Below are 26,544 nucleotides of genomic sequence, written 5' to 3'. Positions count from 1 at the left end.
GCCGGACGCACGGCCGCGGTCGGGTCAGCGTTCGTCGGCGTCCCAGCGCCGGGGCTCGCTCTCCCAGCGCGGGGCCTCCCAGGCCTCCACCGGGGTGTCGTTCTGGCGTACCGGCAGCACCGACGGCCAGGTGTCGGCCGGCTCGGGCGCCGGGGTCATCCCCCAACCGCCGCTCGTCGCGCCGTCCCGCAGCGGGCGGACCGGAACCGGTCCCACAGTCGCCGGCGGCGCCGGGCGGGGCCGGCCGAACGTCTCCACCAGCCGGGTGACGAGCAGCCCCGCGCCGAGCGTGGCGCCGCCCAGCGCCCACCGGCCGACCGACCAGCCCTGCGGCACGGTCCAGGCCAGGAACACCACCACCAGGCATACCGCGAGCAGGGTGCCGAAGATGCCGCCGCGACGGCCGTACGCGCTGGTGCCGCCGAGCATCACCGTTCCGACCGCCAGCACGGTCCAGTCCAGGCCGGTGCCGGGCGCGACGGCGCCGTCCCCGTTCGCGGCGATCAGCACGCCGCCGAGCGCCGCCAGCACGGTGGACGCGACCAGCGCCAGCGCGGTCACCGTGGCGGCCACCGCGCCGCGCCGCCGGGCCGGGTCGGCGACCGGCCGGAACCGGCCGATCAGCCGGCGCACCGGCATCATCGCGGCGAACAGGCCACCGAGGACGGCCACCGCGGCGAAGCCCACGAAGAGGTACAGCGCGTTGCGGCGCGGGTCGTAGTCACTCTGCACCGCGACCGGCACGCTCCGGCGCTCCAGATAGACGATCACGCCGGCCGCCCCGGCCAGGCTCGCCGCCCAGCCGGGCACGTGCAGCACCACCACGGCCAGCGCGAGCGCCAGCCCGGCCGCCGCCGCCACCGCGAGCGCCGGCAGCAGCGCCTCCCGCATGCCGCGGTCGCCCTGCTCGGCGAAGTGCAGCGCGGCGGCCAGCGCGACCGGGCCGACCGCCAGGTTCACCGCGCCGGCCCGCAGGCTCAGGCCGGCGGCCAGGGTGAGCAGGCCGAGCGCGGCCACGTCGACGAGCAGCGTCTTCAGGGAGCCGCCGCGCAGCGCGTCCGCGTTCTCCCGCCAGAGCAGCCAGGTCACCGCGACCAGCGCGGCGAGCAGCACGAACTCCCAGAGCACGTGCACCGCGATGCGGTCCCGGCCGGGCTCGCCGTGCGCCGGGTCGTCGAAGACGTGCTCCAGTACGGCGGCGGGCACGCCGGACGATGTCTCCGGCGGCGCTGTCCGACCCGCGTCGTCGTACGCCATAGACCCGCGCCTCCCAGGTGGCCGCGTCCGGCCCACGGGCGGGCGGACCGTGGCGGCCGTCGCTCTCCGGTCGCCAGGGACGGTACCGCCGGGCCGGGGTGTGGGGAACCCCGGATCAGAGACGCCCGCGCGGCGTCTCGCGGTCGCCCGGCTCGCGGTCCTCGTCGTCCTCCTGCTCCGGCACCCGGCAGGAGCGTTCCAGCCAGAGCGCGGCGGCGACGAGCGCGAGCGACGCGATCAGACCGCCGAGCGCGGCGGGCCGATCGCCCTGGGCGGCATTGGTCCGTTCCACGAAGAGCCAGCCGGTCAGGCCGGCGTAGAAGCCGGCGAAGATGGCACCGGCCAGCGCGGACGCCTTGGCCAGCACCACGAACCGGGCGACCAGCAGTGGGTTCACCGGCTCGCGGCCGGGCCGCCGCTCGATCCGGCTGCGGGTGTTCACCGCCGCGTAGCCCTCCAGCACGGCCAGGCCGGCCAGCGTGATCACCGGCAGCCAGGGCAGGTCGGGCGCGAAGTCGTAGTAGAAGCCGCTGATCAGCAGCCAGGCCACCGCGGCGGCGGCCAGGCCGGCCACCACGAGCGTGGAGGCCCGGGTCGGCCCCATCCGGAAGCGGTCGGGCCCCTGCGGGGAGCGGTCGGTGCTCACCGCGCCTCCTCAGCTCGCCACTGCCGGGCCACGCTCCTGCGGGTCATGTGTCCGACTCTAGCGTCAGATCGGGTCGTGGGCTCAGTTCCAGGGCGTCACCGGCCAGCGGCTCGGCGTTGAGCAGATCGGTCAGCCAGCCGTGCCCGGGCAGCCGGCCGTGCGGCTCGACGTCGATCCACGGGCGCAGCACGAACGCGCGCAGGTGGGCCCGGGGATGCGGCACCGTCAGCTCGGGGTCGTCGCGGAGCACCGGCTGGCCGGCGTCGTCCCAGACCGCGATCACGTCCACGTCGAGCGTGCGCGGCCCGTACCGCCGCTCCGGGTCGCGGGCCCGCCCGGCCGCCGCCTCCGCGGCCCGGGCGCGGGCCAGCCAGTCCTCCGGCGTCGCCGCCGGGTCCGCGACCATCACCACCGCGTTCAGGTACGCGGGCTGGTCCGCGTCCCCCCACGGTGGAGTCTCGTAGACACCGGAGACCAGCAGGACCCGGTCGCCGAGCGCGGCCACCGCGCCGCGCAGGTGGCCGAGGCGGTCGCCCAGGTTGCTGCCGATCGACAGCACGGCCCGGGTCACCGGGTACGCCTCATCGTGACGGCGACGTCCCGGAAGGCGTGCGGGATCGGTGCCTCCGGCTTGTGCACGGTCACCGTCGCCGCGGCGACCAGCGGCTCGGCCAGGCAGACCGCGAGCAGCCGGTCGGCGAGTGTCTCGATGAGGTTCACCGGTTCGCCGGTGATCACCGCGACCAGCCGTTCGGCGAGTTCCCCGTAGTGCACGGTGTCGGTCACCTCGTCGGAGCGGGCGGCCGGGCCCAGGTCCAGTTCGAGCACCGCGTCGACCACGAACTCCTGCCCCTGGGCGCGCTCGAAGTCGTAGACGCCGTGCCGGCCGTGCGCGCGCAGGCCGGTCAGCTCGATCCGGTCGGTCACCTGTCGCCTCCACTCGCGCCGGTGGCCGCTTCCGCCGCCCTCGGCGACGCGGTCGCGGGCCGCCTGCCGGTCGCGGTGGCGAGACGGGGGCTGCCGGTGGCCTGCCAGACGGCGAGCGCGTCGGCGGTGCCGCGGACGTCGTGCACGCGTACCCCCCAGGCGCCGGCCGCGACGGCGAGCACGCTCGTCGCGACGGTCGCGGCCTCCCGCCCGGCGGTGGGCCGCGGCTCGCCCGCCGCGTCGGCGAGCAACCGGCCCAGGTAGGACTTGCGGCTGGCCCCGAAGAGCACCGGAAAGCCCAGGTCGACCAGCTCGGGCAGGCGGGCGCTGAGCGCCCAGTTGTGCGCGGCGGTCTTCGCGAAGCCCAGACCCGGGTCGACGACGATCCGGTCGGCGGCCACCCCGGCGGCGAGCGCGGCGTCGACCCGCCGGCTCAGCTCGTCCCGGACCTCGGTCACCACGTCGGTGTACGTGGCCAGCTCGCGCATCTCCCGCGAGTGTCCCCGCCAGTGCATGAGCACCCACGGACAGCCGGCGTCGCGGACCACCCGGGCCATGTCCGGGTCGGCGAGGCCGCCGGAGACGTCGTTCACCAGGTACGCGCCGGCGGCGAGGACCGCCTCGGCGACCCGGGCCCGGCTGGTGTCGATGCTGACGACGATGCCGGCGGCGCTCAGCTCACGGACCACCGGCAGCACCCGGGCGGTCTCCGTCTCCGCGTCGACCCGCTCGGCGCCGGGCCGGGTGGACTCGCCGCCCACGTCGATCAGGTCGGCGCCGTCGGCGCGAAGTCGCACCCCGTGTGCGACTGCCGCGTCCAGATCGGCGTATCTGCCGCCGTCGGAGAAGGAGTCGGGCGTGACGTTGAGGACGCCCATCACCACCGGGGTCTCCGCCCGTACCAGATCGGTCACGGAGCCGACAGTACCGCTCGTGGGCGGGGCTTCCGGCGACCGGGCGAGCCGCCGACGCAGCAGCCCTGACATGCGGATTGGAACAGGTGTACGATCGGTCTTCCGGGCGATTCACGGTCGACTCTTCGCGGCTTGTCGCAAAGGTGGCCGGGCCGTACGCTTTGGAATTGCCCAGCATCGAGATGGCGAAGCCTGGAGGGAGGGCCGAAGCGGGAAGAATCCGCCCAAAACTCACCACCCAGCGTGGTGGGTCACGGACACAGCGTTGACCACTTCCGTGTCCGCCGAGCACCATCCCGCCAGGCTTGCCTACTTGCACCAACGCGGCACCGCCGGCCGCGACCTTGGGGAGGTTTCCAGTGATCGCCATCGAGCTCATGGCAGCGGCGTCGAGCGCCGTCGACCACGCGCTCCACACCCTGGCGTCGACTCCACTCGCCGAGCCGGCTCCGAAGGGCATCGACACCGACAACGTCGTCACCTTCTTCGCCAGCAAGATCGCACCGATCCTGCTCGCCGTCCTCGGGGTGATCTTCATCGGCCGGGCCAGCCGGGGTGAGATCTCCAAGGTGCTGACCAGCTCGGCCATCGCCATCATCGGCCTGGCCTTCATCGCCGGCGCCGCCACACTCTTCTTCGTCGGCGACTACCTGATCAACCTGATCTTCGAGTAGGACGCTGGGCGACGATGCGGCTGCGCACCGACGACGACATCTACCGGGCACGCCTCGTCTACCTGGGGCCGCCCGGGTACACCCTTCCCGTTCACCTGCCGTACGCCCAGTACGGCCTGTTCATGCTGCTCGTACCCCTCTACATGTTCATCCACTGGCTGTTCACGCTCCAGGTCGAGCTCTTCCCCGCCTGGGAGATCTCGCTGGCGATCGTGACGACCTCGTTCATCTTCCGGTACGTCGACCCGGACCGGCCCGCGCGCATGGTGATCCGGACCGCGCTGACCGACTGGCGACGCACCCGGGAACCGGCCACCGAGCAGCGGGATCCGCGGCTCGTCGCGAGCCGGATCAGGATCCGGGAGGAACTGGCATGACCGGGCGTACGACAACCGTGCAGACGAACGACGCGGGTGAGGCGGTCGCATGAGTCGCTCTTCCACGCCGGGTTCCCCGGCCGGGCGTCCGGCCGGGCCGAATGGTAACCGTCAGCGATCGTTCGACTACCCACCGGACGAGGATCTGGACGAGGTCGTCCTGGACGGCGCGCTCGTCACCAGCCCGGGACACAGCCGGGTCGGTGTCTTCCAACCGCCGCGACCGATCACGCCCCGCGAGCCGGTACGCCCCGACGGCGACATCGACTCGCCCTTCCTCGACCTCTTCGGCGGCGCGCAGCCCCGGGTCCGGCGACCCGCCCCCACCCCGCCCCCGCCGGTCGAGCCGGTGGTGGCGCCGCCCCGCCGCGGCGTCGGCCGTGAGCCCCTGCCGATCCCGCACCAGCACGCCGCGCCGGTCGAGCCCGCGCCGCGGGCCGAGCCGGAACCCCCGGCCCGCGAGCAGACCCCTGGGGTACGCGCGGTCGGCCGCCCCCGGCCCGAGCCCGCACGCGCCGCACCGCTGCCGGCCGAGCCGGCCCTGCCCGACCCGCCGGCCGCGCTCGCCTCGCCCCCGCCGTCCCGGAGCCGGGTGCCGCAGCAGGCCGGCGACCGGTTGCCCGCGCTCCGGCCCCCGGCCGAGCCGGAGCCGGCACTCCCACCGCCCCCACAGATCGCCGCGCCCGGACCCGCGCCCGCCGAGTACCGGGAACCGGATCTCGCGCCGGCGGAACCGCTCGCGACCGGCGCCGCGCCGTCGCGGGAGGTCGGCCGTCCGGCGCACCGCGAGGTCGCGCCGCCCCGGCAGCGCACGCCGGAACGCCGCAACCGGCCGACCAAGCCGGTCCGGGTCCGCGCCCCGAAGATCAAGTTCGGTGACCGGGACCCGTCGGTCGAGCTGGCCATCACCGAGATCGCCGGCCACCTCACCTTCACCCCCAACACCGTCACCGCCTGGTACTGGCTGCCCGAGGTGCGGTGGGCGTTCCGGCCCGACGCCGAACGCGAGGCACTGCTCTCGGCGATCTCCGAGCAGTACGCCGGACTCGCCGGGTTCCGGCTGCACCTGCGCCGCACCACCCGGCCCTTCCCGGCCGACGAGTGGGCCCGCACCATCGACGCGCACACCGCCGCCCCGCTGCCCGACGTACCGGGCACCACCGGCTGGGCCGACCACCTGGTCGCCGCCCAGCGGCACCTGATGGCGGTCAACCACGCCGAGGGCCAGACCTACCTCGGCGTCACGTTCGCCCGCCGGTCGCTCGGCGACTCGCTCACCGAACGCCTCCTGCGTACGTTCGGCCGGGGCACCGCCGACGGCGAGCGGCGCCGGCTGAGCCGTACCGTCGAGCAGTTCGACGAGGTCCTCGGCGCGTTCGGCATGCGCGGGCGGCGGGTCACCGCGCCCGAACTGGAATGGCTGCTCTACCGGTCGGTGGCGCTGTGCATGGCGCCGCCCGGCGTCCTGTCCCCGATCACCAACGGCCGGTGGGAACGCGGCGACCTGCTGGCCCTCACCGAGCAGGTGGAGCGCTACCGCACCCCGTACGGCTCGACGGTGAAGCTGGTCAACCGGATGACCGGCGAGGAACGCCACGTCGCGGTGCTCGCGGTCGGCCGGATGGAGCCGCTGGAGATCCCCGAGCGGCACGAGCCCTGGCTGCACTTCCACGAGCGGCTGCCCTGGCCGATGGAGCTGTCCACCCGGGTCGACATCCTCGGCCCCAACGACTCGTTCCGGAACCTCGAACACCGGCTGCGGATGATCCGCTCCCAGCAGCTCGACTACGCCGAGCACGGCATCGACGCGCCGCCCGAGCTGGAACGCCTGGCCAAGCGCGCGCTGGTGATCGGCGACGAGATGACCACCGGCCTGCCCGTCGACTCGGCCCGGGCACACGGCTGGCACCGCATCGCGGTCGGCGGCCGGACCCGGGAGGAGTGCCTGGAGCGGGCCCGGCGGCTCATCCAGCTCTACTCCCGTGAGCTGCGGATCTCGCTCCAGCACCCGAAGAACCAGGACTGGCTGGCCCGCGAGTTCATCCCCGGCGAGCCGATCGCCAACACCGGCTACGTCCGGCGGATGCCGGTCAACCTGCTCGCCGCCGCGCTGCCGCAGGCAGCGTCCACAGTCGGCGACCGGCGCGGCGACCTGATCGGGCGTACCGCCGGCACCTGCCGCCGTCCGGTCTTCCTCGACCTGCACTTCCCGATGGAGGTACGCGAACGCTCCGGCCTCGCCGTCTTCGTCGCCGAACCCGGTGGTGGCAAGTCGACGCTGCTCGGCGCGCTCGGCTACCTGGCAGCGCGCCGTGGCGCGCAGGTGACGCTGCTCGACCCGTCCGGCCCGCTGGCCCGGCTCTGCGCCATGCCCGAACTCGCCCCGTACTCCCGGGTTCTCAACCTGACCGGCTCGGAGCAGGGCACGCTGGCGCCGTACGCGCTGATCCCGACGCCGCTGCGCACCGAGTTCGGCGCCGGGGCGGCCGGTGACCGCGAGTTCGAGATCGCCGTGTCGAACGCCCGCGCCGAGCGCCGGATGCTCGTGCAGGACATCTGCATGATGCTGGTGCCGCCGCAGGTGGCCCGGGAGGCATCCACCGCCACGCTGTTCCGGCACGCCGTACGCCAGGTGCCCGCCGAGGAGACCTCCACGCTCGACGACGTGGTGACCTGCCTGCAAGGGCTCGACGACGACGCCGGCCGCGAGCTGGCCCACCTGCTGCTCGACACCGCCGAGATGCCGCTGGCCATGCTCTTCTTCGGCCGGCCACCGGAAGGGCTGCTCGGCGCCGACGCCGCGCTCACCGTCATCACCATGGCCGGCCTGCGGCTCCCCGACCTCAAGATCGAACGGGAGTACTGGTCGGCCGAGGAGGCGCTCGCGCTGCCGATGCTGCACACCGCGCACCGGCTGGCCGTACGCCGCTGCTACGGCGGCTCGATGTCCTCCCGGAAACTGGTCGGCCTCGACGAGGCCCACTTCATGGAGGGCTGGCGCTCCGGCCGGTCGTTCCTGGTCCGGCTCGCCCGCGACTCCCGCAAGTGGAACCTCGCCGCGCTCGTCGCCTCGCAGAACCCGAAGGACATCCTCGGCCTCGACGTGCAGAACCTCGTCTCCACCGTCTTCGTCGGCCGGATCGCCGAGGACAGCGAGATCGCCTCCGAGGCGCTGCGCCTGCTGCGGGTGCCCGTCGACGACGGTTACGAGGCCACACTCGCCTCGCTCTCCCAGGCGGACAGCGGGTCGGCCAACCGGCTCGGCTTCCGCGAGTTCGTCATGCGCGACGTCGACGGTCGCGTGCAAAAGGTCCGGGTCGACGTGTCGTACGTCGACGGGCTGCTGGAGCACCTGGACACCACCCCCGCCGCGGTCGCCCAGGCCGCCGGGATACTGCCGACCGTCCTGGCTGACCTGGAGGCGTGACATGGCGAGGGCACGGATCGCGGCGCTCCTCCTCGCGCTCGGCGTACTCGCCGGGGCCACGATCTCCTGGCCGGTGATCGGTGCGGCCACACCCGCGTACGCCGCCGCGCCGGTCACCCAGGCGCGAGCCGAGTTGTGCAGCACCAAGGAGTGGCAGGCCGACTTCCGCGCCTGCGTGGGCCGCCTCAAGGCGGTCAGCGAGGACCAGGTCGAGTGCCGCAACGCGCCGGTGCCCGCCGCGCCGGACTCGGGCCTGGCCGGCTGGTTCGCGTCCCGGCCCGACTCGGCAAAGGAGCCCGGCCCGAAGGGCCTCTACAGCGATTACGGGTACGCCGGCTACAGCTACAACACGTACGACGTCGACGGGGGCTGCGCCTCCTCGGTGCTGCATCCGGACTACCGCTTCACCACGATGGTCGCCAACGGCGAGTTCATGTTCGCCAACGCGGTGATCGGCGCGTCCAACGCGCTGCGGGAGCGCGCCTGGGATCCGCGCACCATGTGGAGCTGGGCCGACCCGCTGGTGGAGCAGGCCACGAAGGCCGTCTACCAGAAGGTGTTCAGCGTCTTCGGCATCATCACGGTCTGCGTGGTCGGCCTCTACCTGCTCTGGCGGTCCCGCCAGTCGGACATGAGCAACGCGATGACCACTGCGGGCTGGGCGCTGCTGGTGATGGTGGCGGTGACCGCGCTGGCCGCCTGGCCGGTCAAGTCCGCGAACATCGCCGACAGCACGCTGATCACCACACTGGGCGTGGTGCACGACGCGGTCGGCCCCTCCTCCAAGGACACTCCGCCGGGCCAGTGCGACGACCCGAACCCGCAAGCGTGCAAGGATCACCGCCCGCCCGCGGTACGCGCCAGCGACACGGCGACCGAGACTATGCTCTACCGGAACTGGCTGCGCGGTGTGCTCGGCTCGGCGGACAGCGAAACCGCGAAGAAATACGGTCCTGCTCTGTACGACGCTAAGGCGCTGACCTGGGATGAGGCGGAGTCGATCCGCTCCAACCCGGCCACCCGCGACGTCGTCATCAAGGCCAAGCAGCAGCAGTGGGCCAAGGTCGCCGAGCAGATCAAGACCGAGGACCTGGAGGCGTACGAGTACCTCAAGGGCACCAAGGACATGGACCGGATCGGCGCCGGGTTCATCGCGGTGCTGGCCTCGGTGCTGTTCGCCATGTTCGACCTCACCGCGTCGCTGCTGGTGCTGCTCGGCTTCCTGATCTTCCGCTGGGCGGTGATCGCCGCGCCAATCCTCGGCACGGTCGGCCTGATGCGCCCGGCCAGCGCCGGCCTCCGGCGGCTGGCGAACGCGGTGGTCGCCGCCGTCTTCAACATCGCCATCTTCGGCACCGGCGCGGCCATCTACCTCTTCGCCGTCGACCTGATCATGAACACCGCCACGCTGCCCGGCTGGCTCCAGGTGGTGCTGGTCTGGCTCTGTGGCGTGGTCGGCTGGCTGCTCCTGCGGCCGTACCGCCGGATCACCCAGCTCGGCGGCAAGGACAGCAGCGAGGCGGTCAGCTCGGCCGGCTCCTGGCACCGCCGGTTCTTCCGGGACATGCGGATCGCCGCCCGGCTGGACGTGGCCGAGCCCGGCGGCACCAACGAGCCGACCATCGGCAGACGCCGTACCGTCACCGCCGATCAGCGCAGCCTCCGGCCGGAGGCCCGCCACGAGGATCCGGCGCACAGCGCCACACCGGCCGAACGGGAGCGACCGGACGGACGGGAACGGCCGGAGGGGGCGCCCGCGAGCGGACGGCCGGGCGGGAGTCCGGCCGGTGCGCCCCGACCCCGGCGAGCGCCGTCGACCTGGACCGAGCCGGACGTGCCGGAGGAGGCACCGTCCTACGCCGTCTACCGGCCGGACTCGGCGGGCCGCGGCACCGCCCCGGCCCGGCCGGCGCCGCGCATCCGCTCCGAGGCCCGGTGAGTCCGGTGCGGCGCGCGCTGGAGTTCCTCTTCACCCGGGTCCTCCGGTCGAGGCTCGGCATCGCCCTGGTGATCGCCGTGCTGGTCTTCGGTGTGATCGGCGCGGCCCGCCTGGTCGGTGGGCCCGGCGATTCGGGGCTCGGCCTGACCAGCCGGCCCAGCCAGCCGATCAGCACCGCGGACCCGGAGGCCGGTGACGACGGCGTGCTGGCCAGCCCGCCGACCGCTGTCGCCCCGAAGACCCGGCCGGGCGAAGCCACGCCGGAGCAGGTCGCCGGGCGGTTCACCACCGCGTGGCTGAGCGGCCCGGGCAGCACCGGCGACGCCTGGCAGGCCCGGCTTCGACCGCTCTCCACCCCCGCGCTGGCGGAGAAGATGACAGACGCCGACCCGGAGACAGTGCCGGCACGGAAGACGACAGGCGCGCCTACTCTCCGGCCCCGCACCGAGTCGTTCGTGGAGGCGCTCGTTCCGCTGGACAACGGCACGCTCCGGCTCGAACTCGTCGCGCCGGACGGCCCCTGGCTGGTGGACGCCGTCGACTGGGAGCGGTCGTGACCGCCGGCCCGGCCGTCGCCGGACAGGTCCGCCGGAAGCTGCGCCTGGGCGTGGTCGCCACCGCCGTCACGAGCGTGCTCGCCCTGCTCTGCTGCGTCGGCGGCGCTGGCGCCTTCCTTCTCACCGAACTCGGCGGCGACGAGGACGACCCGAAGCTCGCGGCCCTGAACTGCGATCCCACCTATCAGGTGAACCTGACCGGCGACATGCCGCGCTTCGCCGAGTACGGCGAGCGGCAGCTGCGCAACGCCGCGGTCATCATCAAGGTCGGCCAGGACATGAAGCTCCCCGCGCGCGGCTGGGTGATCGCGCTGGCCACCGCGATGCAGGAATCAGCGCTGCGCAACCTGGCGAACAGCACGGTCCCGGCGTCGCTGGCGCTGCCGCACGAAGGGGTCGGCGCCGACCACGACTCGCTCGGCCTGTTCCAGCAGCGGCCCGGATGGGGCAGCGTCGAGCAGCGGATGACGCCCTCGTACGCGGCCCGCAAGTTCTACCAGAAGATGGAGAAGGTGCCGAACTGGCAGCAGCGCCCGCTCACCGTCGTGGCCCAGCGGGTCCAGGTGAGCGCCTACCCCGACGCGTACGCCAAGCACGAGGAACTGGCCGGACGCATCGTCGACGCGCTGGCCGGCGGCGCCGCCCGGACCGTGGAGATCGCCGGCAAGGCCGTGTGCGACGCGGCGGCCGGAGACCGGATCGCCGCCTCCGGCTGGACCGCGCCGCTGCCCGGCGGCGTGGTCTCCGGCTTCCGGACCACCGCCCGTCCCAGCCACCACGGCGTGGACCTGGCTGCCTCGAAGGGCACGCCGATCCACGCCGCCTCGGCGGGCCGGGTGCTGGTGGCCCGCTGCGATCCCGACAGCGCCGGGCGGAAGGACTGCGACCGGGACGGCTGGCCGAACAAGGGCGGCTGCGGATGGTTCGTGGACATCCTGCACGCCGGCGGGTTCATCACCCGCTACTGCCACATGGTCGAGCGTCCCCGGGTGGTGCCGGGTCAGTCGGTCGCGGCGGGCGAGGTCATCGGGCTCTCCGGCAGCAGCGGCAACTCGTCCGGCCCGCACCTGCACTTCGAGGTGCACCGCAATGGCGACCGGTCCAGTAACGGGGCGGAGAACCCGGTGCCCTTCATGCGCAAGCGGGGCGCGCCCCTCGGCGAGACCGAGTGAGGCCGGGCAGATGAGCAACCCCCTGCCCGACCCGTTCGCCGACCGGCCGGACTGGGCACCACTGCCGCCCCGGCCGGTCGAGACGGTGCCCGCCACGAGCGGAACCGAGCTGCGCGGCCGGCGGGTACTCGTCGGCCTTCCCGGCCTCGGCTGGCGCGGGGACCTGCGGGCTGACGAGCGCGTCGTGCAGGGCAGCCGCACCTACGTGCCGGTCATCCCCGAGCACGAGTGGTACCGGGCCGAATCCGAGCAGGTGGAGGTGTTCGCCCCGCTGGTGCCCGTGGAACGGGTCTGGGTGGAGACGATCGGCGAGCGACCCCCGCCGACCGCACCAGCCCCCTCGGGAATCCGGCTGGTCTCGCTGGACGCCCCGAACCGCCGGCCGCCCACCCCGGTGTTCGAGGCCGACGCGGTGACCGGCCGGCGCGTGGTGCACGTGGACAACGGCGTGGAACGGCGTGACCTGCGCGCCGTCACCGAGACCTACTCCGGGGCGGACGGCGACATCTGCGTGCGGGTCACGCCGGAACTGGAGTGGTACCGGTGGGCCTGGCGCGGTCAGGCACCGACCACGTTGGAGGTGCCGGTGCACCTGCTATGGCTGGAGTAGGTGCTCTCAGCCGACTTTGGTCGCCCCACAGACACGCCAGCCGTCCTTGTTGTCCACCAAGTCAAACCGCCAAGCCTCCCGACGGCTACTTCGTGATTGGCCATCTTTGGAGCTGGAGATCGCGAGTGTCGTGGTCACCGACTCACCTGTTCCGTTCCCGGCCTGAAGCAATGGACCCCAGCTCACCTTGATCGACACGCCGAAAGTGGCCTCGCGCTGCTCCAGCTCAGTTCTAAGAGCACGAATCCCGCCGAGTTCATCGCTGTCGTTACACGCGAACTCCTGGGCCTTTGTATCGTTCCGGTCGATAAGGTATGCCCGCATGTAGTTGGCCACGACCACGTCGGGGGCGCTTCGGTCCGGGGCTGTCGCGCGGTCGTACAGCACGAATCCGGCCACCGCTCCACCCGTGCACAGCAGCGCCAGCACCCCCGCGACGACGCCGACGACCGTCCGCAGCGACCGCTTGGGGCGTACCGGCGCGGGAGCGGGCGCGGGAGGCGCCAACTGCTCCGGCGGGGTCCGCTGCGCCGGTACTCGGGACACCTGGGAACCGGCGGGGGGCTGCACTGATTCCACCTCCTGAGGCTATCGGCTGCGCGTCGCGTACCCAATGCCTGGAACCGGCGGATCGTGGCGAACCGCCGGGCGGAGGCCGCCCGGCGGCGGGGTGAGGCTGCTCACCGCCGACCAGCTCACCGCGCCGACCGACATCCCGGTGGACGGCCCCCGGCTGGGTTACCGTCACACCTCGGGGAGGACATGTCGGCCTCGGGAAGAGAGGTGGACGCGGTGGCGACTCCGAAGGCGCGCGCCGGCCGGGCCGCCGCGCTGCACCGCCGGGCCGAGGCCGCCGCAACGGCGGCGGCGGGCATCCTCGACGAGATCCGGCCCGCGCCGGCCGACCATCACCGGCAGTACGAGCTGGCCGAGCGCCTGCGGGCGGCTGCTGAACTGGCCGCGCCGGGCTGGGCCGGCGGTCCGCTGGAGACGCTGACCGCGGCGACGCCACCCGGTGACGGCCCGCCGCCACTGGTCCGGATGGGCACCGCCGCGCCGCTCGACGACGCCCGGTTCCCCGCGCTCGCGCCCCTGTTCGGCAGCGGTCACGTGAGCCTCGACGCCGACGCCTCGGACCCTCGGGTGGCGGGGCTGCTCCGCGCGCTGCTGCTGCGCGTGTTCGCGGCGACGCCAGCGGGGGCGCTGCTGGCCCGCGCGGTCGACGGCGGTTCCGGTGACACCTTCGCCGGGTACGCGCCGCTCGCCGACGCCGGCCTGCTGCCCCCGCCCGCCACCGACCTCGCGGGGATGCGCGCGGTGCTGGCCGAGGCGGAGCAGTGGGTGGCCGCCGGCACGGCCCGGCAGCGGGCGCACGACCGGACGCTGCTGCTCGTGGTGGCCGCGCTGCCGGAGGGTACTACCACTGCCGACCTGGACCGGCTCGCCGGCCTGGCCGAGGGCGGGCCGCGGGCCGGGCTGCATCTGGTGGTCGCCGGCTGGCCGGACGGCGGTCCGCTGCCGCGCGCCACGGCGATCACGGTCCGCACCGCGTACGCGCTCGTCGGCGACCCGCCCGGCGCCGGGTTCAGCAGTCCCGGCGCGGAGCCGCCGGGCGGGCTGAACTCGCCGGTGTTCCTGGACGACGACCCGCCCGCCGAGCTGGTCGCCGCTGTGTGCGCGCGGCTGGTCCGGCAGATCGAGGACGGCTCCCGCCTCTCGCTGGGTGACCTGCTCCCGGCGGACGGTTTCTGGACGGACGGCTCGGCGGACGGGCTGAGCACCACTGTGGGTGACGCCGCCGGGCGTCCGGTCAGCCTCGGCTTCACCGAGTTGACTCCGCACTGGCTGGTCAGTGGCCGGGGCCAGGCGGGCCGGTCGGCGTTCCTGACCGACGCGCTGTTCGGGCTCGCCGCCCGGTACGGCCCGGAGGAGCTGGCGCTCTACCTGGCTGATCTGGCCGACGGCGAGTCCTTCGTGGAGTTCCTGCAGACCGAGCGGGACCGTTCCTGGGTGCCGCAGGTGCGCGCCGCCGGGATGGCGGCCGACCGGGAGTACGTGGCCGACCTGTTCGGCGAGCTGGAGGCGGAGTTGCGCCGCCGCGAGGAGGCGTCCCGGCGGGCCGGCGGGCAGCGCTACGCCGAGCTGCGGCAGCACCAGCCGTTGCCCCGGATCGTCTGCGTGATCGACAACTTCCCGCTGGTGCTGCGCGAGCGGGACCGGCTCGCCGCCGACCTGCTGGCCCGGCTGGACGCGCTGGCCCGCGCCGGCCGGTCGTACGGCATCCACCTGGTCCTCGCGGGCGAGGGTGACCTGGGCATCGGCGGCCCGCGGGATCCGCTGCTCGGCCAGTTCCCGGTGCGGGTGGCACTGCCCGGCGGCTCGGCGGTGCTGGAGCCGGCGAACGACTCGGCGGCCGGGCTGCCGGTGGGCAGCGCGGTGGTGAACACGGCGGGCGGTCTGGGCGGTCCGCGCGGCGCGACCCGCGGGCATGAGCGGATGATCCGCTTCCCGGACCCGTACGAGGATCCGGAGGTCCTGGCCGGCCTGCGGCGACGCCTCTGGGAGGCGCGGGGCGAGTCGGCGACGCCGCCGGTGGTGTTCGCCGGGTACGCCCGCCCGCTGCTCGCCAACGACCCGCGGCACCGGGCCGCGCTGGCCGGCCGGGCCCACGCTCCCGCCGCCCTGCTGGGCCGGGGGGTGGACGTGCGGCGCTCCACAGTGACGGTGCCGCTCGGGCCGGGCGCCGGGCGCAACCTGGCCGTCCTGGGCCGGGACGAGGAGGCCGAGCGGCTGTTGGTGACGGCGGTCCGCAGCGCGGCGGCGGCGCATCCGGGCGCGGCCCGGTTCGTGCTGGCGCCGCTGGCGAACGGGTCGGCCGAGCCGGCCGGGGTGCTGGCCGCCGAACTGGCCGGGCGGCATCGGGTGGAGACCGTCGACGCGGCCGGGCTGCGGACCGCGATGGCGTCGGACGAGCCCGGCTACCTGGTGGTGTTCGGGGTGGACGTGCCGGACGCCACCGAGTTGCCGCCGGAGTTGCTGCGGTCGCTGCTGCTGGAGGGCCCGCCGGCCGGGCGGCACCTGCTCGGCTGGTGGCGGACGCCGGCGCCGCTGGCCGGGCTGCTCGGCCCGGAGGGCGAGTTGGACAAGCTCACCGCCGTGGCGGTCACCGACGTGCCGGGCGGGCGGCTGGAGCAGCTCTTCGACCGTCCGGTCTGGTGGCGGCCCCGGCCGGGCCGCGCGATGCTCTGGGACGGCCCGGACGAGCAGGGCACCGTTTTCGTGCCGTTCGGCGCCGGGGAGGGTTCGGCATGAGCGAGACCGGCACGACCGTGCCCGGGCCCCGCAACGGCGGACCGACAACAGTGGCGGAACCCGCCGAGTCGGCCTGGACGGAGTACGTCGCGGCCGCACGGGCGCTCGACGGCGTACGCCGGGCGGCGGCCACCGCCGCCGGGGAGCAGGCGCGGTCGGTGGCGGCGGCCCGCGAGGAGCTGACAGCGGTACGCGAACGGCTGGCGCCGCAGCAGTCCCGGCTGCGTGAGCTGGGCGTACCGGCGTTGTCGCTGGTACCGACGCCGCCGGAGGTGACCGAGGCGGCCCGGTCGATGGCGGGTGGGCCGTCGGCGGTGCTGGCGGCGTTGCGCGCCGCCGGGGACTGGGCGGACGCGGCGGACGACACGCTCGCCGCGCGGGGCCTGCCCCGGCTGGCGCGGTGGCCGTCCCGGCCGCGCAACCTGCTGGTGTACGGGCCGCTGGCGCTCGTGGTGCCGCTGCTCCAGCTCGTGCTGTACGCGGTGGCCGGGCCGGGGGCGGTGACGGTGCTGGCGCTGCTGGTGGGGCTGCCGCTGCCGGCCGTCGCGTTCATGCTGGGCTGGCTCGCGGTGGGGCGGCTCTTCCGCCCGCGTCCGACCGACCGGGTGGACCGCACGCCCCGATTCGGGGCCCTGGTCTGCCTGATCCCGGCCGTGCTCACCGCCGCCGGCCTGCTGCTGGCCATGCTGCCGAGCTGACGACGGCCGCGTCTCCCGGGCGGGAGTACGCGGCCGTCGGTGTCGGTCGAGGGTCAGCGGGCCATGATCAGTGCCATCGCCTCGGCCCGCGACTTCGCGTCGTTCTGCAGGCCGCCGCGCACCGCGGACGTGATCGTCTTCGCGCCGGACTTCTGGATGCCGCGCATCGCCATGCACATGTGCTCGCACTCCAGCACCACGATCACGCCGCGCGGGGCGAGGCTGGACATCAGCAGGTCGGCGATCTGCGAGGTGAGCCGCTCCTGCACCTGCGGCCGCCGGGCGAACACCTCGACCAGCCGGGCCAGCTTGGACAGGCCGGTGATGCGGCCGTCCGGGCCGGGGATGTAGCCGATGTGCGCGCTGCCCCGGAACGGCAGCAGGTGGTGCTCGCAGAGGCTCATCACGTCGATGTCCCGGACGAGCACCAGTTCCTCGTGGTTGGCCTCGAACGTGGTGCGCAGCACCTGCGCCGGGTCGACCCGCAGGCCGGCGAAGAGCTCGGCGTACGCGCGGGCGACCCGGGCCGGGGTCTGCTGCAGGCCGTCGCGGTCCGGGTCCTCGCCGACCGCGATGAGGATCTCGCGCACCGCCTTCTCGATCCGGGCGAGGTCGACGCTGTCCTCCACCGGGCCGCCTGTCAGCTTTCCGCTGATCAGGCGCGCGGCCACGTAGTCGAGCGCGTCGTCGCCGTCGGGCTCGGTCGCGGAGACGGCCGACTCCCTGTGCGGGGAGCCGGCCGTCGTCGGATCGCTGTTCAGTGCGTACCGTCCGAGTTGTTGCTGGAACCACCGATCGAGCTGGAACCACCGATCGAGGCGGCCGCGTCGGCGCGGGCCTGCGTCGCCAGCGCCTCCTTCTCGGCCGGGGTGAGCACCGGCGGCTCGGTGGAGGGCTGACGCTTGCCGAAGCCGTGGTACGGGGCCATCGGCGGGCGCTTGACCACCCGGGCGCAGATGCGGGCCATGTCGGCGGTGGAGAGGGTCTCCTTCTCCATCAGCTCCAGGACCATGTTGTCCAGGACGTCCCGGTATTCCACCAGGATCTCCCAGGCCTCGTCGTGGGCCAGCTCGATCAGCGCGCGCATCTCGCCGTCGATCTCGGCGGCCACCGCGTCGGAGTAGTCCCGCTCGTGGCCCATGTTGCGGCCGAGGAACGGCTCGTCGCCGCTGGTGCCGTACTTGATCGCACCGAGCTTGGAGCTCATGCCGTACTGCGTGATCATCGCGCGGGCCAGCTGGGTGGCCTTCTCGATGTCGTTGCCGGCGCCGGTGGTCGGCTCGTGGAAGACCAGCTCCTCCGCCGCCCGGCCACCGAGCGCGTACGCCAGGGTGTCGATCATCTCGGCCCGGGTCTGGGTGTACTTGTCCTCCGTCGGGAGCACGAGCGTGTGACCCAGCGAGCGACCCCGGGACAGGATGGTCACCTTGTGCACCGGCGCGGCGTGCGGCAGCGCCCAGGCGACCAGCGCGTGCCCACCCTCGTGGTACGCGGTGATCTTCTTCTCCTGGTCGCTCATCACCCGGGTCCGGCGCTGCGGGCCGGCGATCACCCGGTCGATCGACTCCTCCAGGGAGTCGTTGGTGATCGCCCGCTGCTCCTTACGGGCGGTGAGCAGCGCGGCCTCGTTGATCACGTTGGCCAGGTCGGCGCCGCTGAAGCCCGGGGTACGCCGGGCGACCGCGTCGAGGTCGACGTCGGGCGTGAACGGCTTGCCCTTGGCGTGCACCCGCAGGATGGCCTTGCGGCCCTCCATGTCGGGGGCGTCGACCGGGATCTGCCTGTCGAACCGGCCCGGGCGCAGCAGCGCCGGGTCGAGGATGTCCGGCCGGTTGGTGGCGGCGATCAGGATCACGCCGCCCTTGGTGTCGAAGCCGTCCATCTCGACCAGAAGCTGGTTGAGCGTCTGCTCCCGCTCGTCGTGGCCGCCGCCCATGCCGGCGCCACGGTGGCGGCCGACCGCGTCGATCTCGTCGACGAAGACGATCGCCGGGGCGTTCGACTTGGCCTGCTCGAACAGGTCGCGGACACGGCTGGCGCCGACGCCGACGAACATCTCGACGAAGTCGGAGCCGGAGATGGAGTAGAAGGGCACCCCGGCCTCGCCGGCGACCGCGCGGGCCAGCAGCGTCTTGCCGGTTCCGGGCGGGCCGAACAGCAGCACGCCCTTCGGGATCTTGGCGCCGAGGGCCTGGTACTTCGCCGGGTTCTGCAGGAAGTCCTTGATCTCGTGCAGTTCCTCGACGGCCTCCTCGGCCCCGGCCACGTCCGCGAAGGTGGTCTTCGGCGTGTCCTTGGTGATCATCTTCGCCTTGGACTTGCCGAAGTTGAGCACCCGCGAGCCGCCACCCTGCATCTGCGACATGAAGAACAGCAGCAGGAGCACGAGAAGCGCGATGGGAAGCAGGTTGACCAGCAGGCTGACCCAGATGCTGTCCGACGACACCTTGGTGTCGACCGGGCCGGTGATCCGGTCCGCCGCCTCGGCCTCGCGGACCTGGTTCCAGACCTGGCCGCCGACCTCGTACGGGAACTGCGCCTCGATCTTGTCGGTGGTGGTGTCGTCGCCGAACTTGGCCTTGTCCTTCAGGTCGAGCTGGAGCGTCTGCTCCTTGTCCTGGAAGACGACCTTCTCGATGCCGCCCTTGTTGAGCTGGTCGAGCGCGACGGACGTGTCCACCCGGTGGTAGCTGGGACCAGCGGTGAACAGTTGACTGAGCACAACGGCGCCGAGGATGACCAGGATGATCCAGACCACCGGTCGGCGGAAGAAACGCGTACGTTCCATGCTGTTGTCGGGTGCCGAGGCGCCCGCATCCTCCTGATCGACGTCCTGACCGTCTGAATGGTGTCGCCGCCTTGAGCGGCGGCCGGGGCCGCCGTGCGGGCCGGCCCGACCCCCGGGGCACGCAAACTGCCGCACCACGGTCATTCGACGGTACACCGTACGCGCGACGAGCGAGCTTGCGAGCCCGTCACTTACGCGCAGGGCGAACCCGGGTTTGGGCCGGCGTGGCGGGGAGCTCCGCACCCGGCCCACCCATACCGCACGGTCAGCGGTTCGAGGGGTCGGGCGTGGAGGGTGCCTCCACGTCACCGGCCCCTACCGTAGACCGGAAGGCTGAGAGCCCGCTGAATGTCCGCTGACGAAGGGCTCGGCGGAACTCACGCCCGGGCGTACACCTCGGGCTTGAGCACCCCGACGTAGGGCACCTCGCGGTAGCGCTCGCCGAAGTCGAGGCCGTAGCCCACGACGAACTCGGTGGGGATGTCGAATCCGACGTACTTGACCGGAACCTGCACCTTGACCGCGTCCGGCTTGCGGAACAGCGCGACCACCTCGACGCTGGCCGCGGAGCGCGACTCCAGGTAGCGCAGCAGCCAGGACAGGGTCAAACCGGAGTCGACGATGTCCTCGACCACCACCACGTGCCGGCCGGCGATGTCCCGGTCCAGGTCCTTGAGGATGCGGACCACGCCGGACGAGGTGGTGCCCTGGCCGTAGGAGGAGACGGCCATGAACTCCAGCTCGGCGGGCGGGCCCTGGCGGCCCAGCGCGCGGGCGAAGTCGGCCATGAACATGACCGCGCCCTTGAGCACGCAGACGAGCAGGAGGCCGTCCTCGACGTGCGCGTAGTCCGCCGAGACCTGCTTGGCCAGCTCCGCGGTCTTGTCGCGGATCTGGGCCTCCGAGATGATCACGTGGTCGATGTCGGCGTCGTACCAGGAGCCGTCAGCCATGCTCCTAGCCTGCCGTACGCCCCACGGCGGCCGTCGGCGGGGCCGCTCCTTTTGGCGCGGTCCCGCCGGGGATTTTCGGCGCGATCTGAACAAATCACCTCAGCAGGTACGGGAGCGCCAGCGCTGCCCGTCATCGCTCGGCTTCCAGTCGGCCGAGTCGCGGGTGTCGGCGGTGAGCCCGAAGGCGCTGGCCCCGACGAGGAGAAGCAGGAAGAGCAGGAACATCAGAACGGTCATGGCGGCGCTCGCTTTCGCATGGTTGAGACGGTTTTCGCCGCCGGTGCGCACCGGACACCATTGATTCTGCGAGCCACCGACCGATACGGACAGTGGCAGGAATGTCATTGGGCATCGATTTACTGCCACCGGTCGGGTTACCCTCGTCACATGCTCCGCTCGGTCGCCGTCATCGTCATGGACCAGGTCGCCGCGTTCGAGCTCGGCGTGCTCGCCGAGGTCTTCGGCACCGACCGCACCGCCGACGGCTTCCCCAGCTACCGGTTCGATGTCTGCACCGCCGACGGCGGCCCGGTCCGCAGCCGCTCCGGATTCCTGCTCGCCCCCACCGCCGACCTCACAGTGGTCGAGGACGCCGGCCTGGTGGCGGTGCCCGCGCACGCCGACGGCGCCCCGGTGCCCGAACCGGTGCTCGCCGCGCTGCGCCGCGCGGCCGACCGCGGAGCCTGGCTGCTCAGCGTCTGCGCCGGCGCGTTCGTCCTCGGCGAAGCCGGCGTGCTCGACGGGCGCGCCTGCACCACCCACTGGCGCTACACAGACGAGCTCCAGCGACGCTTCCCGGCCGCCCAGGTGCAGTGCGACTCGCTCTACGTGCAGGACGGCCGGCTGCTCACCAGCGCCGGCACCGCCGCCGGCATCGACGCCTGCCTGCACCTGGTACGCCAGGAGCACGGCTCCGCCGTGGCGACCCGGCTGGCCCGCCGGATGGTCGTCCCACCGCACCGCGACGGCGGCCAGTCCCAGTACGTCGAGGCGCCCATCCCGAAGGCCCCCGAGGCGCCCACCCTGGAACCGGTGCTGGAGTGGCTGATGGGGCACCTCCGCCACCCGGTGACAGTGGACGAGCTGGCCGCGCGCGCCGGCATGGCCCCGCGCACGTTCGCCCGCCGGTTCCGCGCCGAGACCGGCACCACCCCGCACGACTGGCTGACCAACCAGCGGGTGCTGCTGGCCCGGCACCTGCTGGAGGACACCACGCTGAGCGTGGAAGGCGTCGCCGAGCAGGCCGGCTTCGGCGACGCGGCGGCGCTACGGCACCACTTCACCCGCCGCGTCGGCACCACCCCGCTCGCCTACCGCACCACCTTCCGCGAACGCACCACCGCCTGACGCTCCCCCTCCACCCGGCCCACCCCGGCCCACCCCGGCCCGGCCCACCCCGGCCCACCCCGGCCCGGCCCACCCCGGCGATCATGAAGTTGACCGTGGATTTCGTCCGTTTCCTCCCCGTCAACCTCATGATCACCGCCCCCGGGTGGGCACGCTTCCCGCGCCGCACCCGTGATCAAGGAGTTTGCGGGCTGCCGGAGGCGTGAAGTGGACACAAAGTCCTTGATCACTGCCAGGCGAGGCCCAGGCGAGGCGAGGCGGGAGGGGCGAGACGCCGCGGGGCGCCAGGCCGCCGGAGTGGCGGCGCGAACCCGGCTGGATCACCGGTCAGGGCAGGAGGTGACCGGCCTGGCGGCGTACCTGGTGGCCGCCGGGCAGGTGCACCGGGCCCTGGCCGCGCCAATCAGTGACCAGGGCGTCCAGCGCTGCCACGTGACTGTGGGACATCGCGGCCGGCGCGGCGCCCAGCTCGCGGGCCCAGGTGTGCAGCACCCGGGTACGCACGGCGGCCGGCAACCCGGCCAGCCCGTCGACGGAGAGCGCACGGCCGTCGGCCCGGACGTCGGCCAGCGCGGCGTCCGCGAGCGCGTCGAGCGCGGCGTTGTCCGCGGCGAGCAGGCGGGCGGTACGGGCCAGGTTCGCCACCACCCCCGGCCCGAGCGCGTCGACGAGTGCCGGCAGCGCGTCGGACCGGACCCGGGCCCGGGCGTACGCGGGGTCGGCGTTGTGCGGGTCCGCCCACGGGTCGAGCCCGAGCGCGGCGCAGGCGTCCCGGGTGTCGGCACGTGGGATGTCGAGCAGTGGGCGCAGCAGGGTTGCCCCGTCGAGATCACGACTTTCCGGCATCCCGGACAGCCCTCGTGGCCCGGCGCCCCGGGCCAGCGCGAGCAGGACGGTCTCGGCCTGGTCGTCCCGGGTGTGCCCGAGCAGCACCCCGGCCGCGTGGTGCCGGTGGGCCGCCGCGGCCAGCGCCTCGTAGCGGGCCTCGCGGGCGGCCGCCTCGGGGCCGCCGGGCCGGCCGTCCACCCGTACCGGAAGCACCTCGACCGGGTCGAGCCCGGCCGAGCGTGCCCAGGCGGCGACCGCCTCGGCCCGCTCGGCGGAGCCGGGCTGCAGGCCGTGGTCGACTGTCACCAGGCCCGCCGGGCGGCCGAGGCGGGGAGCCACGAACGCGGTGGCGGCGGCGAGCGCGAGCGAGTCGGCGCCGCCGGAGCAGGCCACCAGCACCGGTCCGGCGCCGGGCAGGCCGGTCAGCGTCCGGCGTACGGCGAGCCGCACGGCGGCGACGGCGGGAGCGGGCGACGGAGAGCGGCGCGATCGCGCGCCGGAATCAGCCCGGCCGGGGCGATCCACCGAGCCAGCCGGATCCGCCGAGCCGGCGGGACCGCCCGGCACGACCGAGCCAGCCGAACTCAGCGCACCGACCGAACTGGGCGAACCACCCGGGCCGGGCGGGTCAGCCGAGGGGCGGGGTGGCACCGGCGGGCCCGTGTACGCGGTTCACCCAGGCGTCCGGGTCGCCCAGCTCGTCCAGGCGCGGCAGCGTCAGTGGCGACGAGAAGATCTTGTTGAAGCCCGGCATCCCCACCCGGTCGACCACGCCGTGCACGAACTTGCGACCCTCGGCGTACTGGCGCATCTTGACCTCGATGCCGAGCAGCCGCCGGATCGCCTTCTCCAGCGGGTTGCCGGACTCGCGGCGGCGGTTGAACGCCGCCCGGATCGACTCGACGCTGGGGATGACCTGCGGGCCGACGCCGTCCATCACGAACTCGGCGTGCCCCTCCAGCAGCGTCATCAGCGCGGTCAGCCGGTCCAGCACGGCGCGCTGGGCCGGGGTCTGCACGATGTCCAGCACGCTGGCCCGGCTCTCCGGGTCCTTGACCGCGTCGGAGAGCGTCGCCACGCCGCGGCGGAGCCGTTCCAGCAGGTGCTCGCCGCCCTGGGAGGCGTCCACGAACGCCTGCACCTCGCCGAGGAAGTACGCGCGCATCCACGGCACGGCGGTGAACTGGGTGCGGTGGGTGACCTCGTGCAGGCACACCCAGAGCCGGAAGTCGCGCGAGTTCGCGCCGAGCTTCCGCTCCACCTCGAGGATGTTCGGGGCCACCAGCAGCAGCTGGCCGGGGTCACCGGCGAACACCTCGTACTGGCCGAGCACGCGGCCGCTGAGGTACGCCAGCACGGTGCCGGCCTGCACACCCGTCACGCGGGAGCCGATCGCCTCGGTGAGCGCGCCCGGCCGCTTGTCGCCGGAGAGGCGCTCCACGAGCGGGGACACCACCTCACGCAGCCCGGCGATGTTCGCCGCGGCCCAGTCCCGGCGGTCGACCACGCGTACCGGCGGGTGGGCGACCTGCGGACGCAGGCCGGTGTAGTCGGCGACGTGCCCGGCCGCCTCCTCGGTCAGCCGGCGCAGGTCGCCGACCACGTCGGTGGCCTCGGCGTACGACACCCGGGGGCCCGACTTGCTCAGCGCCCCCGCTGTCGCGGCGGCCAGATCCCAGTCCACGAACTGCGCCATGAACCCACCGTACCCGCGCCGGAACACCCCCACCCGGGCTCGCGCCCGCCGATCGACGCCCGTCGGTCAGCGGCAGCCGCACCCGGCCAGCGCGGAGGTGATCCGGTCCAGCGCCGCCCGGGTCTCGTCCAGCGAGCCCTGCGTCCGGTCGGTGAGCACGGCGAACGTGAGCAGCCGGCCGTCGGCGGTGGTGACCGTGCCGGCGATGGCGTTGACCCCGCTGAGCGTGCCGGTCTTGGCGCGCACCACGCCCGCGCCGGCGCTCGTCGCCGCCGCCCGGTAGCGCTCGTCGAGCGTGCCGGACCAGCCGCCGACCGGCAGGCCGCCGAAGATGGCAGCGAGTTCGGGGTGGCTGCCGTTGCCGGCGAGCGTGATCAGGTCGGTGAGCAGCGAGGGGCTGATCCGGTTGGTGCGGGACAGCCCGCTGCCGTCGGCCAGGCTGATCTCGCCCGCTGGCAGGCCCAGTTCGCCGAGCACCTGGCCGGTGGCCGCGGCGCCGCCGGCGAACGAGCCGGGCTTGCCCTTGGCGAGCGCCACCTGGCGGGCCATCGCCTCGGCGATCACGTTGTCGCTGTCGCTGATCATGATGTCGACCAGCCGGATCATCGGCAGGGACTCGACGGTGCCCAGTTCGGCGCCGGGCGCCGTACCGGTGGCGCCGGACGCGGCCGGCGCGGTGCCCCGGGTCACCTGGGCCGCGCCGCCGGTGAGCCCGAGCAGCTTGGCGAACTGCCGGCCGGCGGTCAGGTCCGGCTGGGGCACCCGTTCGGCGGCGTGGTTGGTCTGCTCGGCGGTGCGGCGCGCCTCCGCCGGGTTCTTCCGGGCGCCGTCGGTCATCAGCGCGGTGATCGCCGCGCCGAACCCGCCGGTGGGGATGTCGGAGTCCCAGCCGGGTTCGAAGACCGGGCCGGTGAACAGCGACGAGTCGACGATCACCTTGGTCGGCGCGGTGCCGCCGAGCGCGTTGCGCACCTGGGCGGCGAGGTCGTCCAGCCGGGCCGCGCCCGGGTAGAAGCCGTCCTTGTCCACGGCGAGCGTGGGGTCACCGCCGCCGACCAGGACCACCTCGCCCGGGTTCGGGCCGGCCACCGCCCTCGTCGGGATCCGGTAGGCCGGGCCGCGCGCCGCAAGCACCGCCACGCCGGTCGCCAGCTTGGTCACCGAGGCGGGCACCGTCGGGGTGTCCTGGCCGCTGCCGTAGAGCGCCTGGCCGGTGCTCACGTCGGCCACCGACAGGTGCACCCGGTCGCCGAGCGCGGCGGCGCGCACCAGCGGGTCCAGGGCGGCGCGGATTCCGGCCTCGGTGGGAAGCGGGGCGTTGCCGTCCGGCCCGGCCAGCACGGCCGGCGGGGTGGGCTCGGGCGGCGCGGCGACCGCCGTACCCGAAGAACTGTCGTCGCCCAGCCAGCCCGCGACCGGACCGGGCCGGAACACGGCAAGCCCGGCGACCGCCAGGGCCAGCACGAGTACGCACGCGAGCGCCGCGACCAGCCGGGAGCGGCGACGCGGCGCGGCCGGAGGCGGGGAGGGCGGGGGCGGCGCGGCGCCGGCCGGTGGGACGGGCGGGCTCACCGGGATCGGACCCGGAGCCGGACGGTGGGGGACGTTCGCACCCGGGACGGACACCCGGCCGGTGGCGCCACCGGAACCGGAACCCCCGGAAGCGGACCCGTCAACCCTCTCGGGGCGGTAGTGTGAATCTTCCCTCCCCACGGCCCCCTCCTCCCCGCTCGAAATCGCCTTGGGCGACACTACTTCGGTCCGAACACTATGCGGCGGCCGAGGCCGACGGGGGGCGTTCCCCCGCGCCGGGGGCGAACCGCTGGTTCCGTTAGCCAGCGTGGGCAAACGAGGGAGCGTGGGAGATGGATTTCGACGTCACGGTTGAGATCCCCAAGGGTCACCGCAACAAGTACGAGGTAGACCACGCGACCGGCCGCATCCGGCTGGACCGTACCCTCTTCACCTCCACGCAGTACCCGGCCGACTACGGCTTCATCGAGGGCACCCTCGGCGAGGACGGCGACCCGCTGGACGCGCTGGTGCTGGTGCCCGAGCCGACCTTCCCCGGCTGCCTGATCCGCTGCCGGACCATCGGCATGTTCCGGATGACGGACGAGAAGGGCGGCGACGACAAGGTCCTCTGCGTGCCCTACGAGGACCCGCGCCAGGAGCACCTGCGCGACATCCACCACCTGGGCGAGTTCGACCGGCTGGAGATCCAGCACTTCTTCGAGGTCTACAAGGACCTGGAGCCGGGCAAGTCGGTCGAGGGCGCGACCTGGGTCGGCCGGGTCGAGGCCGAGGCGGAGATCGCCGCCTCGTACCGGCGGGCCAAGGAGGCCGAGGAGCGCGGCGAGACGCTGCACTGACGCTCACGCTTTCGCCGGAGGCCCGGGTCGCGCTTCGCGACCCGGGCCTC

The 26,544-nt window shown here is 73.8% G+C and carries 24 protein-coding genes; 11 read left to right on the top strand and 13 right to left on the bottom strand.

Translation table 11 applies throughout. The annotated features are described in order from the left end of the window. Positions 1-24: 24 nt before the first annotated feature. The 5 genes from O7542_RS27635 to folP form a co-directional block, all read right to left on the bottom strand. Entirely contained in the window at positions 25-1,257 is a 1,233-nt protein-coding gene (locus tag O7542_RS27635) for an ABC transporter permease (RefSeq protein ID WP_043327900.1), read from the bottom strand. A 115-nt stretch (positions 1,258-1,372) separates the two neighbouring features. Beyond that, positions 1,373-1,861, bottom strand: a complete 489-nt coding sequence (locus O7542_RS27630) for a DUF3180 domain-containing protein (RefSeq protein ID WP_104114026.1) — start codon at positions 1,859-1,861, stop codon at positions 1,373-1,375. Positions 1,862-1,946: 85 nt separating this feature from the next. After that, positions 1,947-2,474 carry a 2-amino-4-hydroxy-6-hydroxymethyldihydropteridine diphosphokinase gene (gene folK / locus O7542_RS27625; protein WP_043327898.1) on the bottom strand — a complete coding sequence of 176 codons (528 nt, stop codon included), beginning with the start codon at positions 2,472-2,474 and terminating at the stop codon, positions 1,947-1,949. Further along, positions 2,471-2,830 carry a dihydroneopterin aldolase gene (gene folB / locus O7542_RS27620; protein WP_043327897.1) on the bottom strand — a complete coding sequence of 120 codons (360 nt, stop codon included), beginning with the start codon at positions 2,828-2,830 and terminating at the stop codon, positions 2,471-2,473. Before folB ends, folK begins: the two co-directional genes overlap by 4 nt. Next, the gene (folP, locus tag O7542_RS27615; RefSeq protein WP_166457517.1) at positions 2,827-3,744 is read right to left on the bottom strand and encodes a dihydropteroate synthase; all 918 of its coding nucleotides are present in this window, start codon (positions 3,742-3,744) and stop codon (positions 2,827-2,829) included. Before folP ends, folB begins: the two co-directional genes overlap by 4 nt. A 359-nt stretch (positions 3,745-4,103) precedes the next feature. On the opposite strand from folP, the gene O7542_RS27610 reads away from it, so the two are divergent. From O7542_RS27610 to O7542_RS27580, 7 genes are read left to right on the top strand one after another with little or no spacing between them, the layout of a single operon-like run. Next, positions 4,104-4,418 carry a hypothetical protein gene (locus tag O7542_RS27610; protein WP_043327895.1) on the top strand — a complete coding sequence of 105 codons (315 nt, stop codon included), beginning with the start codon at positions 4,104-4,106 and terminating at the stop codon, positions 4,416-4,418. Positions 4,419-4,432: 14 nt separating this feature from the next. After that, positions 4,433-4,795, top strand: a complete 363-nt coding sequence (locus tag O7542_RS27605) for a hypothetical protein (RefSeq protein WP_013288977.1) — start codon at positions 4,433-4,435, stop codon at positions 4,793-4,795. A 49-nt stretch (positions 4,796-4,844) separates the two neighbouring features. Continuing rightward, positions 4,845-8,222 (top strand): ATP-binding protein, encoded by a 3,378-nt coding sequence (locus O7542_RS27600; protein WP_281605412.1) that lies wholly within the window; start codon positions 4,845-4,847, stop codon positions 8,220-8,222. A 1-nt stretch (position 8,223) separates the two neighbouring features. Next, positions 8,224-10,161, top strand: a complete 1,938-nt coding sequence (locus O7542_RS27595) for an MFS transporter (protein WP_281605411.1) — start codon at positions 8,224-8,226, stop codon at positions 10,159-10,161. Then, the gene (locus O7542_RS27590) at positions 10,158-10,718 is read left to right on the top strand and encodes a hypothetical protein (RefSeq protein WP_281605410.1); all 561 of its coding nucleotides are present in this window, start codon (positions 10,158-10,160) and stop codon (positions 10,716-10,718) included. The genes O7542_RS27595 and O7542_RS27590 overlap by 4 nt, the downstream gene beginning before the upstream one ends. Continuing rightward, a complete protein-coding gene (locus tag O7542_RS27585) occupies positions 10,715-11,890 on the top strand; it encodes a M23 family metallopeptidase (RefSeq protein ID WP_281605409.1) in 1,176 nt (391 codons plus the stop codon). The genes O7542_RS27590 and O7542_RS27585 overlap by 4 nt, the downstream gene beginning before the upstream one ends. Before the next feature lie 10 nt (positions 11,891-11,900). Next, positions 11,901-12,500, top strand: coding sequence for a hypothetical protein (locus tag O7542_RS27580; protein ID WP_069088236.1), 600 nt, complete (start codon positions 11,901-11,903; stop codon positions 12,498-12,500). A gap of 6 nt (positions 12,501-12,506) precedes the next feature. Here O7542_RS27580 and O7542_RS27575 read toward each other — a convergent pair whose 3' ends face one another. Beyond that, positions 12,507-13,070: a hypothetical protein gene (locus tag O7542_RS27575; RefSeq protein WP_281606512.1), complete on the bottom strand. Its 564-nt coding sequence runs from the start codon at positions 13,068-13,070 to the stop codon at positions 12,507-12,509. A gap of 213 nt (positions 13,071-13,283) precedes the next feature. On the opposite strand from O7542_RS27575, the gene O7542_RS27570 reads away from it, so the two are divergent. Both O7542_RS27570 and O7542_RS27565 read left to right on the top strand, forming a co-directional pair. After that, on the top strand, positions 13,284-15,812 hold the full coding sequence (locus O7542_RS27570; RefSeq protein ID WP_281606511.1) for an FtsK/SpoIIIE domain-containing protein: 2,529 nt from the start codon (positions 13,284-13,286) through the stop codon (positions 15,810-15,812). Beyond that, positions 15,809-16,510, top strand: coding sequence for a hypothetical protein (locus O7542_RS27565; RefSeq protein ID WP_166457513.1), 702 nt, complete (start codon positions 15,809-15,811; stop codon positions 16,508-16,510). Before O7542_RS27570 ends, O7542_RS27565 begins: the two co-directional genes overlap by 4 nt. Positions 16,511-16,563: 53 nt before the next feature. Here the strand turns inward: O7542_RS27565 and folE are convergent, their stop codons facing one another. The 4 genes from folE to O7542_RS27545 all read right to left on the bottom strand — a co-directional run bounded on the left by folE (position 16,564) and on the right by O7542_RS27545 (position 20,488). Next, complete coding sequence (gene folE / locus O7542_RS27560) at positions 16,564-17,181, bottom strand: GTP cyclohydrolase I FolE (RefSeq protein WP_013288986.1); 618 nt, start codon at positions 17,179-17,181, stop codon at positions 16,564-16,566. Positions 17,182-17,267: 86 nt separating this feature from the next. Continuing rightward, entirely contained in the window at positions 17,268-19,298 is a 2,031-nt protein-coding gene (gene ftsH, locus O7542_RS27555; protein WP_043327886.1) for an ATP-dependent zinc metalloprotease FtsH, read from the bottom strand. Between the two features lie 377 nt (positions 19,299-19,675). After that, a complete protein-coding gene (hpt, locus tag O7542_RS27550; protein ID WP_013288988.1) occupies positions 19,676-20,251 on the bottom strand; it encodes a hypoxanthine phosphoribosyltransferase in 576 nt (191 codons plus the stop codon). Between the two features lie 99 nt (positions 20,252-20,350). Continuing rightward, positions 20,351-20,488 (bottom strand): hypothetical protein, encoded by a 138-nt coding sequence (locus O7542_RS27545; RefSeq protein WP_187693985.1) that lies wholly within the window; start codon positions 20,486-20,488, stop codon positions 20,351-20,353. 150 nt (positions 20,489-20,638) lie between these two features. Here O7542_RS27545 and O7542_RS27540 point away from each other — a divergent pair, with 150 nt between their 5' ends. Beyond that, positions 20,639-21,598 (top strand): helix-turn-helix domain-containing protein, encoded by a 960-nt coding sequence (locus O7542_RS27540; RefSeq protein WP_281605408.1) that lies wholly within the window; start codon positions 20,639-20,641, stop codon positions 21,596-21,598. A 327-nt stretch (positions 21,599-21,925) separates the two neighbouring features. On the opposite strand, the gene tilS is transcribed toward O7542_RS27540, so the two are convergent. The 3 genes from tilS to dacB all read right to left on the bottom strand — a co-directional run bounded on the left by tilS (position 21,926) and on the right by dacB (position 25,613). Further along, on the bottom strand, positions 21,926-22,951 hold the full coding sequence (tilS, locus tag O7542_RS27535; protein ID WP_348651584.1) for a tRNA lysidine(34) synthetase TilS: 1,026 nt from the start codon (positions 22,949-22,951) through the stop codon (positions 21,926-21,928). Positions 22,952-23,054: 103 nt separating this feature from the next. After that, positions 23,055-24,122, bottom strand: coding sequence for a zinc-dependent metalloprotease (locus O7542_RS27530; RefSeq protein ID WP_043330860.1), 1,068 nt, complete (start codon positions 24,120-24,122; stop codon positions 23,055-23,057). A gap of 66 nt (positions 24,123-24,188) precedes the next feature. Further along, positions 24,189-25,613, bottom strand: a complete 1,425-nt coding sequence (dacB, locus tag O7542_RS27525) for a D-alanyl-D-alanine carboxypeptidase/D-alanyl-D-alanine-endopeptidase (RefSeq protein WP_176722800.1) — start codon at positions 25,611-25,613, stop codon at positions 24,189-24,191. A 374-nt stretch (positions 25,614-25,987) separates the two neighbouring features. Here dacB and O7542_RS27520 point away from each other — a divergent pair, with 374 nt between their 5' ends. After that, entirely contained in the window at positions 25,988-26,494 is a 507-nt protein-coding gene (locus tag O7542_RS27520; RefSeq protein ID WP_013288994.1) for an inorganic diphosphatase, read from the top strand. Positions 26,495-26,544 lie beyond the last annotated feature (50 nt).

This window comes from Micromonospora sp. WMMC264 (genome assembly GCF_027497275.1).
Lineage (GTDB): Bacteria > Actinomycetota > Actinomycetes > Mycobacteriales > Micromonosporaceae > Micromonospora > Micromonospora chalcea.
Note: the sequence above shows the minus strand (reverse complement) of the source record. Positions and strands in the feature narration are given on the sequence as shown.